This window comes from Caballeronia sp. DA-9, from assembly GCF_051615025.1.
Lineage (GTDB): Bacteria > Pseudomonadota > Gammaproteobacteria > Burkholderiales > Burkholderiaceae > Caballeronia > Caballeronia sordidicola.
The window spans coordinates 1,148,094-1,160,493 of the sequence record NZ_CP195133.1; the positions used below are offsets into that span (position 1 = coordinate 1,148,094).

Consider the following 12,400-nt stretch of genomic DNA (forward strand, 5'->3'; position numbering starts at 1 on the left):
ATCGTGCTCACAATACACAGATTGCAATGGGTCCTTGCAGCTGGTTCTTTGCCAGCGCGGACCCGTCAGGAATCACCCGGAGTTCATCATCGAAATGAAACCGCTGAGAATTTTGCACAGCGAATCGTCCAACGGATGGGGCGGCCAGGAACACCGCACGTTCAAGGAAATGCTTGCGCTGCGTGAACGCGGGCATACGCTGGAACTCGTTTGCGTGCCCGGCGCGCGGCTCGGCGAGCGGCTTGGCGCAGAAGGTTTCACCATTCACACCACGCCCATGCGCTCGGGCGTCGACGTGAGCGCCGTCGCGCGAATTCGTCAACTTTTGAAGGAACGCAGCTTCGACGTGCTCAACACACATAGCGGCCGCGACAGTCTGCTGGGCGGCGCGGCGGCCCGCCTCGCGGGCACGCCGCTGATCGTGCGCACGCGTCATCTCGCGCTTGCCATCACGTCACGCGCAACCTATACGTGGCTGCCGCACAAGGTGGTGGCGGTGAGCCAGTCGGTGCGGCGCTACCTGGTCTCGGAAGGTGTGCCGGAAAAGGATGTCGTGACCATCTATACGGGTATTGTCAGGCCGCCACAAGTGAGCCGTGCCGAATCGACGTTGCGTGCGGAACTGGGTCTGGGTGACGACGCTGTGATTGCCGGAACGGTCGCGATCCTGCGCGACAAGAAGGGTCATGCGGATTTGATCCGGATTGCGAAACCCTTGATCGAACAGCGTCCGAACCTGCATTTCGTCTTTGCCGGCGACGGCCCGCTCTTCGATGAAATCCAGGCCAGCGTGCACGAGAACGGTCTCGCCGATCATGTCCACATGCTTGGACTGCGCCGCGATATCCCCAACGTGCTGGCCGGCTTCGACCTGTTCGTGCTGCCCACGTATCAGGAGGCGCTCGGCACGTCGTTTATCGAAGCCATGGCGGCAGGGCTGCCGGTGATCGGCACGGCGGTGGATGGCGTGCCCGAGGTGATAGACAACGGTGTGAACGGTCTGCTGGTTCCGGCGCACGACGACCGCGCACTCGCCGCCGCGCTGCTGCGTCTGGCCGATGCGCCGGAAGAACGCCGGCGCATGGGCGACGCCGGTCTGATGGTCACGCGAACGCGTTTTTCCGTCGATACGATGGCTAACGAAATGGCCGCCTTCTACGTCAGCAGCCTGAGCGAGCGGGGTCTCGCATGAAGACGGCGCGCGCCGTGCCCGTGCTGATGTATCACCATGTGAGCCCGGCGGCGGGCGCGGTGACGGTGTCGCCGGCGAATTTCGCGGACCAGATGGCGATGCTTGCGCGCGAAGGCTACACCACGCTTGGCGCACGCGCCTTCAGCGCATATCTCGCGGGCGAGCCGGTGCCGGAAAAGTCCGTGTTGCTCACCTTCGACGACGGTTATCTCGACAACTGGGTGCACGCGCATCCGGTGCTCGCGCGGCATGGTTTCACGGCGATCGGTTTCCTGGTGTCAGGCTGGGTGAACGACGGGCCTGTGCGTCCGAACACGGCGAGCGCATCGTTAAACGTGCCGGAATTGCTGGGTCATACGGAGTCGAAGGCAGCGATAGAGGCGGGCGAGACGGACAAGGTAATTGCGCGCTGGTCCGAGATTCACGCCATGCGCGAGGCCGGGACCTTCGAGTTCCACAGCCATACGCACACGCATACGCGCTGGGACCGTGTGAGCACGGACGCGGCCGCCAAACGCGCGGGCCTTCGCCACGATCTGCTCAAATCCCGGGCAACGCTCGAAGAGAACATCGGTGAGGCGTCGGATCATCTTTGCTGGCCGCAAGGTTACTTCGATACCGACTATCTCGAAGAAGCCGCCGCTGCCGGTTTTCGCCATCTGTACACGGTCCAGCCTGGAACCAACACGCAGCATGGCGATCCGGGAAACATCTTCCGGCTCGACGTACGCAACAAACCCGCGCCGTGGCTCAAGAGCCGCATGTGGGTTCACAGCCGGCCGCTCGTGAGCCGTCTCTACCTGAAAATCAAATGACGATGGACCGGAGCAGCCCGGGTAGCGGCGCATCACGGTCCACGCACGTCCCGACATCTACGAGAATTTATCGCCATGCATGATCGAAACGTTTCCGTTATCGGCCTGGGTTATGTGGGCCTGCCCGTTGCCTTGGCCTTTGGTACGCAGCGCCGCACGATTGGCTTCGACGTCAGCGCGAACCGCCTCGCCGATCTCCGGGCGGGTCTGGACCGGAACGGCGAAGTCAGCCGTGAAGAACTGGCGCGGGCGCAGATCGAACTGACCGACAGCATCGAAACACTGAAGCAGGCCGATTTTCATATCGTCGCCGTGCCGACTCCGATCAGTGCCGGCGCGCAGCCGGACCTGCAGCCAGTGATCCGCGCGTCCGAAACGGTCGGCCGGGCGCTCAAGCGCGGCGACGTGGTGGTGTACGAATCGACGGTTTATCCCGGCGTCACAGAGGAAATCTGCGTGCCGATCCTCGAGCGCGAATCCGGGCTCAGCTTCGGCACGGATTTCACCGTGGGCTACAGCCCGGAGCGCATCAATCCCGGCGACCGGCAGCACACGTTCTGCAATATCGTGAAGATCGTCTCCGGGTCGGACGCCGCAACGCTCGATCTGGTCGCCGAGGTTTATGGCTCGGTGGTGACGGCCGGTGTGTACCGCGCCGGTTCCATCAAGGTGGCCGAGGCCGCGAAGGTGATCGAGAACACGCAGCGCGACCTGAATATCGCGCTGATGAACGAGGCGGCGATCATTTTCGATTACCTTGATATCGATACCCGCGAGGTCCTCGACGCCGCCGGCACCAAGTGGAACTTCCTGCCGTTCACGCCCGGGCTGGTCGGCGGCCATTGCATTGGCGTGGACCCTTATTACCTGACGCACAAGGCGCAAGTGTCCGGCTACACGCCACAGGTGATCCTGGCTGGCCGGCGTGTGAACGACGGCATGGGGCGGTTCGTCGCCGATCGCGCCGTGAAGACGCTGATCCGGACCGGCCGTGCGCCGCTTGGCGCGAAGGCGGTCGTGCTTGGGCTCACGTTCAAGGAGAATTGTCCGGACCTGCGCAATTCCAAGGTGATCGACATCGTCCATCATCTGCAGGACTATGGTCTCGAGGTCCAGCTCCACGATCCACTCGCGGACCGGGAGGAAGCGCTCGACGAATACGGCGCCACATTGACGGACTTCGACGCACTCAATCCCGCCGATCTTGTTGTTCTCGCAGTGCCGCACCGCGATTTCCTGCAAAATACGGGCGCGTTGATCGCGCTGGCGAAACCAGGCGCTGTATTCGCCGACGTCAAGTCGAGCCTGCCGCTGGAGGAGATCCGCGCGGCGGGGCTCGTAGCCTGGCGTTTGTGAATGGCTGCGGAGCTGACCGGCCTGACCCGGCTGCCAGAGCACGACGCGGTTTCGCACGCGTGGTCGAGCGCAACCCACATACTCTAATTCTCAAGCAGGAACGCTGTCCGATGAGCCGACTTTCTGGACGCATGCGCATCTTGGCCCGCGCATTGCCCCGGCTGACATTGAAGCCGTTGCGCCGGAAGCCGCAGACGGTGAAGCGCGTCCTGATCGCGCATCACCTGTTGCTTGGCGACACGCTGTTGCTCACGCCGCTCATCGCCAAGTTGCGCACCCGGTATCCGCATGCGCAGATCGTGTTGACCTGTCCGAAACCGATCGTGCCGCTCTATGCCGGCAAGCCGTTCGGTATCGATGTGATTCCTTTCGATCCGCGCGATGTGCGCTCGGTCGCGGCCGTGCTGCGTTCGGGACCGTACGATCTTGGCATTGTGGCGGGAGATAATCGGCATGCGTGGCTCGCGCTCGCAACGGGATGCCGATGGATCACGGGGCATGCAGACGATGTCCCTGCGTGGAAAAACTGGCCGCTCGACCACGCCGTGCCTTATCCGACCATTCCCGGCGCGTGGGCGGATTTCGCTGCGGAGTTGATCGAAGGACCGCCGCCGCGGCCGTATCGTACGGATGACTGGCCAGCGCCCGCGCCCGCAGCGCTTTCGGAAGCGGATGCCCGGATATTGCGGAAGCCTTACGTGGTGCTGCATCCGGGCGCGAGCACCGGCGTCAAGCGGTGGCCCGACGAGCGCTGGCGGGCGCTGGCGGCATTCGTGGAAGCGTCCGGGCTTACGCCGGTCTGGAGCGGCGGACCCAGTGAAACGGAACTGATCGAGGCGATCGATCCCGCGGGCCGCTTTACGAGCTTTGCGGGCCGTATCGACTTGCGTCAGGTGTGGCACCTGTTTGCCGGCGCGCGGGCGATTGTCTGCCCGGATACCGGCGTGGCTCATCTAGGGCGTTTGACCGGCGTGCCCACCATTGCGCTGTTCGGGCCGGGCAACGCGCTGATTCACGGCGCGGGAAACTACTGGCGTGATGCGCCGTTCACGCCGGTTACTATCGCGGACATGCCGTGCCGCGATCAGCCCGATATTTTCCGGCGGCACGTCGCGTGGGCGCGCCGCTGTGACCGCAATACATCGACGTGTGTCGCGTGGCGCGGCGACCATGCCGACTGCATGGGATTTATTTCGCTTGAGGCCGTCTGCAACAGCTTGCGGGCGGTTCTTCCGGGAGTGCAATGACGAAGATGTGTATGCAGGTGGAACGCGTTCTGTGGGTGGCGTGTCCCGTCATTATGTTTGTCGCGATGTTCGCCCACATGACCGCGCTGGAAAACATGGCGCTGGGGCTTGTGGGTATCGGCACGCTCGCCGCCGCCTGTTCGCCGGACCGGCCTTCGCCGCTGCGCTGGCCGTTGTTGTGGCCCATCGCCGCGTGGGCGGCGTGGGCATTGGTATCGGTATCGTGGTCGCCGTTTCCGCGCGACAGCATGCACGCGTGGCTCGACGAAGTGCTGTATCCGCTCGTCTCGTTCCTTGCGTTCTGGCTCGTCGGCACGCGCACGGATCGGCCCCGGCAGATCGTGCTGATCAACTGGGTCGCGTGCCTGCTGCTTGCCGCTGGCAGCCTGTATTACTGGGGCCGTCTGCAGCCGCCCACGGACCCCGCCGACTGGCTCCTGCACTATTACAACCGCGTGGGCCACACCAGCACGCTCGCCATCTTCTCGATACCTCTTTTCACGGGCCTCATGATGGAGCGCCGCTGGCGGCTTTTCGGGCTGAGCGGCATTGTGCTCGCGCTGGTTATCGGACTGGCGACGCTCAACCGCTTTTTCTGGCCGGCTGCGGGCCTCACGCTCGTGATCGCGGCTTACCCGTTGTATCGGCGGCATTTGCTGTTCGCGGCCGTCAGTGTGCTGGTGATTTGCGTCGCCGCGGTGGGAACGCTCGAACTGAGCGTGCGCCTGCGCCTTGGGCACAGCATGCCAACGCCGGCGGCGCGCGAAGTCACGGTTGCCGGAGACAAGGTGTACATGCCGGAGGCGCTGGCGGGAATTGGCGACGCAATGTCCTCCGATACCCGTCCCAAGCTCTGGGCTTTTTACGGCAAGGAAGGTGAGGCACGGACGTGGACGGGTGTCGGTTTTGGCAAGCCGCTGCCGGGAAGGGTCTTTCAGGCTGAGATTCCCCCAAGTCTGCTGGAGCGTGAGCCACAGGCCCTCACGCATGCACACAACCTGTTTCTGAATACCTGGCTGGAGACGGGCATTGTGGGCGTGGTGCTCGAGATTGCGTTGTTGCTTGCGCTGATCTGGCGGTTCTGGCGGTTGCGCCATGCGACGCCGTGGATAAGCGCCGCGGGCATTGCGCTCGTGGCCGGGATGATCGCCAAGAATTCCACCGATGACTTCATGTGGCAGACCACGGCGCTTGCATTCTGGTGCTTTTCGGGGTTTTTGATGGGCCGCGGAGAAAGGCTGGCGGGCGTGGTCGCGAGGGCGCGGGGCGAAGCGGCGAAGTGAGATTTTGGGGCTATTGCCACGGCGCGTGGCGGCGGGTTTCATCTTTTCGTTTGCCGATACGAAATCCGCGCGGAAGGCTTAATGAGACGCCGGCTCCCGCCGCATTACAATGGCGGTTTGCCGCTCAGGCGTGGATTCGGCACTGACCCGGATTTACCCGCCACGCGAGTGGCGGCAAGCGCCAAACTCCGCACCACTAAGGACACACCTTTGAGTCAAAAGCCAACCTTGAGCAAAACGATCGGCGGCGGCACGACGACCTCGCCGGCCGCCGTGATGACCCGGCTCTGGCCATATATCCGGCCGCTCCTCGGTATTGTCGTGCTCGGCCTGATCGCGATGGGTTTTGTCGCCGCGAGCGAAGCCGGTATCCCCATGTTGCTCAAACCGCTGCTCGACCACGGTTTCGGCGCGAACGGTAGCGCAAGCGCCAAATGGATCGTGCCGGCTGCGGTGGTCGGTCTCGCGGTTGTGCGCGGCGGCATGCAGTACGCGTCCGGCTATCTGCTTTCGTATGTGACCAACAAGATCCTGCTCGAACTGCGCCTCAAGATGTTCGACAGGATGATCAACACCAGCGCAGGTTTCTTCCAGCGCGAAACAGCCAGCACGATCATCAATGCAATCGTGTTCGAGGTGAACCAGATCCTGAACGTGCTGCAGAGCGTTGTCGTGACGCTCGTGCGCGATTCGCTCACGGTGGTTTTCCTGCTGGGCTACCTGTTCATTCTCAACTGGCGCCTGACGCTGGTCATCGCGGTGATCCTGCCGGCCATTGGCTGGCTGGTGAGCAAGATCAACCGGCGTCTGCGGCGCCTGAACCGCGAGCATCAGTTGCTCACGAACGAACTTTCGTACATCGTGGAAGAGACGGTTGGCGGCTACAAGGTCGTGAAGGTGCACAACGGTCAAAAGTACGAAAACGACCGCTTCACCAGCATGAGCAATCGCCTGCGCGGCTACTCCATGCGCATGACCGTCTCGGGCGGCCTCGCGCAGCCGCTGACGCAATTCCTCGCTTCTATTGCGCTCGCGATCGTGATCACCATTGCTGTCGTGCAGTCGGCGAACGACCAGACCACGGTCGGCGGTTTCGTTGCGTTCGTCACGTCCATGCTGCTCGTGATCTCGCCGCTCAAGCACCTGATCGATATCAACCAGCCGCTGCAGCGCGGCATGACGGCGGCCGAACTGATCTTTGGTCTGATCGATGAACCCGTGGAGCCCGAAGGCGGCGGCCGGCCGCTGCAACGCGCGCGCGGCGAAGTGGAGTTCCGCGACGTGTCGTTCAGGTATGGAACGAGCACGGCGCCCACGCTCGACGCCGTGTCGTTCAAGGTCGCGCCCGGCGAGATGGTGGCGCTGGCGGGCGCATCGGGTAGCGGCAAGACCACGCTGGTCAACTTGCTGCCGCGTTTCTTCGACCCGGCTGACGGCGCGGTGCTCGTGGATGGCGTGGCGCTTCCCGAATACAGCCTCCACGACCTGCGCAGCCAGATGGCGATGGTGAGCCAGGACGTGGTGCTCTTCAACGATACGATCGCCGCCAACGTGGCGTATGGCCAGACGCCCGACCGTGAACGGGTGAAGGCGGCGCTCGCCGCGGCGAATCTCGCAGACGTGGTCATGGCCATGCCCGAGGGCATGGAAACCCGCGTGGGCGGAAACGGCATGCGGCTTTCGGGCGGCCAGCGCCAGCGGCTTGCGATTGCGCGCGCCATCTACAAGGACGCGCCGATTCTCATCCTCGACGAAGCCACGTCCGCGCTCGACTCCGAGTCCGAGCGGCATGTGCAGGAAGCGCTCGAAACGCTGATGAAAGGGCGCACGACGCTGGTGATTGCGCACCGGTTATCGACTATTGAGCGGGCTGACCGCATTCTCGTGATGGACGGCGGCAAGATTGCGGAGCAGGGCAGTCACGCCGAATTGCTGCGGTTGAACGGGCTCTACGCGAACCTGCACCGGATTCAGTATCAGCAGCAGGCGGCGTGATAAAAGCGCCCCACGTTCATCGGACTTCGGGCGCGTTTTCAGGGTTGAACGGTGCTGGCCGGTGCGCTCGCGTCGCGGGCTTTCATCCGCTTGCGATAGATCAGCGTCCACACGGTCAGGCCGCCATAAATCCCGTAGCCAATAAACGGCGAAACCAGCAGGAAGCGTTCAATCGGCCAGTGCCACGCAAGCCAGGCGCGCAGCAAGTTTTCGCCGGTCAGCCCCAGCCCCCACGCAAGCGTCATCAGGCGCACGGACCGGCGCAATGCAGGCCGGCTGTCCCACAGCGCCTCGAAGCGTTCTGCGCCACCCTCCGATTCCCGCGCGACAGTCGCCCGCGCCAGATAGAACGTCAGCGGCCGGCGCGCCACAAGCGACAGCAGGAACACAAAGCCGATGGCGCCCGAGGCCATCGATTCACGCATCAGCAAGAGCCGCGGACTTCCGCCGAGCGCCATCAGCACAATTGAGAGCGCAATGCCCAGCAGGACGAGCACGCTCAAGGCATCGACACGGCGGGTTCTAGCAAACTCCGCAAGGCTCCAGACAATGGGCGGCACTGCCGACGCATACAGCGCCCCAAGTTCGCCCCAATACGGCAAGGCCAGCCGGTAAGCGAGCCACGGCAACAGCAGGTTCACCACAAGTTCGATGACCTGGCCGGAACGAATCTTCATATTGAGGGGAAGCTGTTTCAAGGGCGCACGTTCACGTAAAGATGGACACGACGATAGCAAGCCAGAGCGCGCCAACGCCGCCGAGGAATGCACGCCGCGCATGGCGGATCAGGGAGTCGTCATCGGGATGATCGACGGGAGACGTGGCGAGCCACGGCACCAGGCCGAGACAGATGAAGCCCGCGAGCGCCAGGATGGCAACGGTGACATCGGCGAAATGCCACTGCGTGGACTCGTGAATGCCCCAATAACCCAGGAACACGATTCCGATGGAAAACACCGTCGCCGCGGCCGAACTGAGCGCTGCAACGGTCCCTGCAGGATAGGCCATTCCCAACCTCCGGATCGCGCGAAGACACGCAATGTTGCAATCGTTGCTGCAATCATAGGTGATTGCGCTGGGAGATTGGGAAAGCGGCGCGGTCCTCGCCGGTCAGCTTTCGCCCGAGCCCTGGACATCGGCGCGCGGCAGGTCGTCCAGTTCCGCGCTCGCCGATCCTTGTCTGCGGGCAAGCGCCTTGAATCTGCGCTGCATGACCCTTTGCGCCGACACCACGATGAAAAACGCCAGCGGCGTGAACACGAGGCCGAGAACGGTCGCGGTGATCGCGCCGCCGAACACGCCGGTGCCAATCGAGCGCCGGCTTTCCGCGCCCGCGCCGCTCGAAACCAGCAAGGGCGTGACGCCCAGCAGGAACGCCGCGGACGTCATCACGATCGGCCGGAACCGGGCGCTGGCCGCGGCCACAATGGCGGCGGCCAGCGCCATGCCTTCGGCGTGCAGCGCGCGGGCGAACTGCACGATCAGGATGGCGTTCTTCGCCGATAACCCGATCACCGTGATCATGCCGACCTTGAAGTACACGTCGTTCGGCATGCCGCGCGTGTACATCGCGATCACTGCGCCGATCATGCCGAGTGGCACGATGGTCAGCACCGCGAGCGGAATGGTCCAGCTCTCGTAGAGCGCGGCGAGCGCCATGAAAACCGCCAGCAACGACAAGCCGATCAGCACCGGCGTGAGGCGCGCAGCGCGGGTTTCCTCCAGCGCCGTGTCGGTCCAGTCGAAGCCCACGCCCACCGGCAGCATCTGCGCGAGACGCTCCATCTCGGCCATTGCCGCGCCGGAACTCACGCCGTTGGCGGGGCGGCCGCTGACATCGAGCGAAGGGGAACCGTTGTAACGCGTGAGCACTGAAGGACCGGTCGTCCAATGAAGTGACGCCACAGAAGATAACGGCACCATCTGTCCTGCGAGATTGCGCACGGACAGGTTCATGAGGTTGTTTTCGGTCATGCGCGAGGGCGCGTCGGCGGCGATCATCACGCGGCGCATCCGGCCGCCTGACGGGAAATCATCGATGTACGTAGATCCGAAGGTATTGCCGAGTGCATCGCCGATCTTGTCGAACGATACCCCCAGCGCATACGCCTTGGCACGATCGATATCGAGCACGATGCGCGGTGCGTCCGGCAGCGCTTCGGAGTGGACATCGGCGAATGCCGGGTTGTGCCGGGCCGCTTCGAAAAGCTGCTCGCGGGCCGCCGTCAATGCCTGGATGCCAACGCCGCCGCGATCCTCGAGCCGCATCACGAAGCCTTCCGAATGTCCCATGCCAGGTACGGACGGCAGCATTTGCGCTGTCACCGTGGCGTCCATGATGGCCGAGAGCGGGTGGTTGAGCTTGTCGCGCAAGGCGCTGGCGTCGATATCGCGCGAGGACCAATCTTTCAGGTCGACAAAACACATCGCTACGTTCTGGCCGCTGCCCTGAAAACTCCAGCCAACCACGCTCGTGATATTCGATACCGCCGGTTCGCGGCGAAGAATGGCTTCCGTCTGTTCGACCGCCGCGAGTGTGCGGGCCTGCGTGGCGCCGGAGGGCAACTGCACCATGACCTGAAGCTGGGCCTGATCTTCCTGCGGCAGAAAGCCGTTGGGCATATGCAAATAAAGCAGCGCACACGCGCCGGCCAGCACGAGATACACCACGAACATGGAACCCGCGCGCCGTAGAACGCGCGTGATGAGGCCGCTGTATTTGCGCGAGGTCCAGTCGAACATCGCGGAGAAACCATATGACCTGGCGCCGCCATGAGGTCGATGAACCCCGTGCCTGAGCGCATCGCGCGGCGGCGCTTTCAGCAGGTTCGCGCACAATGCGGGCGTGAGCGACAAGGCGGTGAACGCGGAGACGAGGATCGACGCGATCATCGCCACGGTGAATTGCCGATAGATCGCGCCCACGCTGCCGGGGAAAAACGCCATTGGCACGAAGACGGCTGTCAGCACCGCCGTGATGCCGACGATCGCGCTGCCCATCTGCTGCATCGCGCGGCGCGTGGCCGCCTTTGGCGCCAGGCCTTCCTCGCGCATGACGCGATCGACGTTTTCCACGACCACGATGGCGTCATCCACGAGAATCCCGATCGCGAGCACCAGCGCGAACATGGTGAAGACGTTGATCGACATGCCGAGCGCGTAGAGCGCGAGCAGCGCGCCGGTGAGCGCGACCGGAATCACGATGGTCGGCACCAGCGCGTAACGCAGGTCGCGCAGGAACAGCCACATGACGAGGAACACGAGCAGCACGGCTTCGAGCAGCGTCAACACCACTTCGTGCAGCGCGACGTGGACGAACCTGGATGTATCGAAGGGAATCACGACCGCCACGCCCGGCGGCAAGCTGCGCGACAATTCCGCAAGCTTGGCGCGGATCGCATCCGACGTTTCGATGGCGTTGCCTTGCGGCGAGAGCCTGATGCCGATGGTGGCCGACGGCTTCCCGTTGAGCCGCGAAAACGACGCGTAACTGTCCCGGCCGATTTCCACGCGAGCGACATCCTTGAGCCGGACCGCGGAGCCATCGGGCCGCGCTTTCAACACGATCTCGCCGAACTCGTTGGGCGAGATCAACTGGCCCCGCACCGTCACCGACGCCGTCAGTTGCTGACCCGCGACGAACGGCACGTCGCCGAGCGTGCCGGCTGTCACCGTTGAATTTTGTGTCGCGATGGCTTGCGTCACGTCGGCGGCGGCGAGGTTGTACTCGCGCAGTTTCATTGGGTCGATCCAGACGCGCAGCGCCTCGCCCGCGTCCCACAAATCCGCTGCGCCCACGCCTGGCGCGCGCTTCAGGTCGCGCAGCATGTAGCGGTTGACGTAGTCGCTCAGCATGACGGAATCGCGCTTGCCGTCGGTGGAGGTGAGGGCGACGAGCATCAGGAACGTGCCCGTGGACTTGAACACACTGATGCCTTGCTGCACGACCTGCTGCGGCAGGCGCGACTCGATCTGCTTCATGCGGTTCTGGACATCGACCATGGCGATGTCCGGATTCGTGGCAGCCGAAAACGTGGCGGCTATTTCGAGTTCGCCGAGGCTGTCGCTGGTGGTTTCGTAGTACTGCAGGCCTTCGGCGCCGTCGAGACTTTCTTCGATCACGCTTGCCACGGTGTTGTCGACGCTCTCCGGCGCCGCGCCCGGATACATGGCTGAGATCACGATGCGTGGCGGCGTCAGCCGCGGATATTGCGCGACGGGCAGAAATGGCGTGACGAGCGCGCCCGCCACGAAAATCGCGAGCGCTATGATCCAGGCGAAAACCGGACGATCGATGAAAAAAGACGACACGCGGGTCCTGGTGATATGGCTGGGTTGATCGTTGGCAGCAGGAAGTCCATGAGAGCAGAAATACAAGACTCACGGATGTCAAAATCGCGCCGCTTAAGTTGCCTTTACGCCGCCTTTACAGCAACAAGCATAGCGGGGTTTCTGGAAAAGCGTCTACGCTGAGGCGACTGGCCTGAATGAAAACGATCTTAGAAATATAAA

9 protein-coding genes are annotated in these 12,400 nt (G+C 63.5%); 6 read left to right on the plus strand and 3 right to left on the minus strand.

The annotated features are described in order from the left end of the window. Positions 1–94: 94 nt before the first annotated feature. From ACRWA7_RS21375 to msbA, 6 genes are all read left to right on the plus strand, one after another. The gene (locus ACRWA7_RS21375) at positions 95–1,192 is read left to right on the plus strand and encodes a glycosyltransferase (RefSeq protein ID WP_060816994.1); all 1,098 of its coding nucleotides are present in this window, start codon (positions 95–97) and stop codon (positions 1,190–1,192) included. Continuing rightward, positions 1,189–2,007, plus strand: a complete 819-nt coding sequence (locus ACRWA7_RS21380; RefSeq protein ID WP_438395922.1) for a polysaccharide deacetylase family protein — start codon at positions 1,189–1,191, stop codon at positions 2,005–2,007. Before ACRWA7_RS21375 ends, ACRWA7_RS21380 begins: the two co-directional genes overlap by 4 nt. A gap of 75 nt (positions 2,008–2,082) precedes the next feature. Then, positions 2,083–3,363: a nucleotide sugar dehydrogenase gene (locus ACRWA7_RS21385; RefSeq protein ID WP_438395923.1), complete on the plus strand. Its 1,281-nt coding sequence runs from the start codon at positions 2,083–2,085 to the stop codon at positions 3,361–3,363. A gap of 110 nt (positions 3,364–3,473) precedes the next feature. Further along, positions 3,474–4,610, plus strand: a complete 1,137-nt coding sequence (locus ACRWA7_RS21390; protein ID WP_438395925.1) for a glycosyltransferase family 9 protein — start codon at positions 3,474–3,476, stop codon at positions 4,608–4,610. Continuing rightward, complete coding sequence (locus tag ACRWA7_RS21395) at positions 4,607–5,893, plus strand: O-antigen ligase family protein (RefSeq protein ID WP_438395926.1); 1,287 nt, start codon at positions 4,607–4,609, stop codon at positions 5,891–5,893. The genes ACRWA7_RS21390 and ACRWA7_RS21395 overlap by 4 nt, the downstream gene beginning before the upstream one ends. A gap of 276 nt (positions 5,894–6,169) precedes the next feature. Next, positions 6,170–7,888, plus strand: a complete 1,719-nt coding sequence (gene msbA, locus ACRWA7_RS21400; protein WP_438396734.1) for a lipid A export permease/ATP-binding protein MsbA — start codon at positions 6,170–6,172, stop codon at positions 7,886–7,888. A gap of 38 nt (positions 7,889–7,926) precedes the next feature. On the opposite strand, the gene ACRWA7_RS21405 is transcribed toward msbA, so the two are convergent. From ACRWA7_RS21405 to ACRWA7_RS21415, 3 genes are all read right to left on the minus strand, one after another. After that, positions 7,927–8,565, minus strand: coding sequence for a VC0807 family protein (locus ACRWA7_RS21405; RefSeq protein ID WP_438396735.1), 639 nt, complete (start codon positions 8,563–8,565; stop codon positions 7,927–7,929). A 31-nt stretch (positions 8,566–8,596) separates the two neighbouring features. Next, positions 8,597–8,896, minus strand: coding sequence for a hypothetical protein (locus ACRWA7_RS21410; protein WP_060816987.1), 300 nt, complete (start codon positions 8,894–8,896; stop codon positions 8,597–8,599). Positions 8,897–8,998: 102 nt separating this feature from the next. After that, a complete protein-coding gene (locus tag ACRWA7_RS21415) occupies positions 8,999–12,199 on the minus strand; it encodes a multidrug efflux RND transporter permease subunit (protein ID WP_438395928.1) in 3,201 nt (1,066 codons plus the stop codon). Positions 12,200–12,400 lie beyond the last annotated feature (201 nt).

Bases quoted from the DNA above. Each gene is read 5' to 3' on its own strand.
- ACRWA7_RS21375 (WP_060816994.1), top strand. From the start codon at position 95: ATGAAACCGCTGAGAATTTTGCACAGCGAATCGTCCAACGGATGGGGC.
- ACRWA7_RS21380 (WP_438395922.1), top strand. From the start codon at position 1,189: ATGAAGACGGCGCGCGCCGTGCCCGTGCTGATGTATCACCATGTGAGC.
- ACRWA7_RS21385 (WP_438395923.1), top strand. From the start codon at position 2,083: ATGCATGATCGAAACGTTTCCGTTATCGGCCTGGGTTATGTGGGCCTG.
- ACRWA7_RS21390 (WP_438395925.1), top strand. From the start codon at position 3,474: ATGAGCCGACTTTCTGGACGCATGCGCATCTTGGCCCGCGCATTGCCC.
- ACRWA7_RS21395 (WP_438395926.1), top strand. From the start codon at position 4,607: ATGACGAAGATGTGTATGCAGGTGGAACGCGTTCTGTGGGTGGCGTGT.
- msbA (WP_438396734.1), top strand. From the start codon at position 6,170: ATGACCCGGCTCTGGCCATATATCCGGCCGCTCCTCGGTATTGTCGTG.
- ACRWA7_RS21405 (WP_438396735.1), bottom strand. From the start codon at position 8,565: ATGAAGATTCGTTCCGGCCAGGTCATCGAACTTGTGGTGAACCTGCTG.
- ACRWA7_RS21410 (WP_060816987.1), bottom strand. From the start codon at position 8,896: ATGGCCTATCCTGCAGGGACCGTTGCAGCGCTCAGTTCGGCCGCGGCG.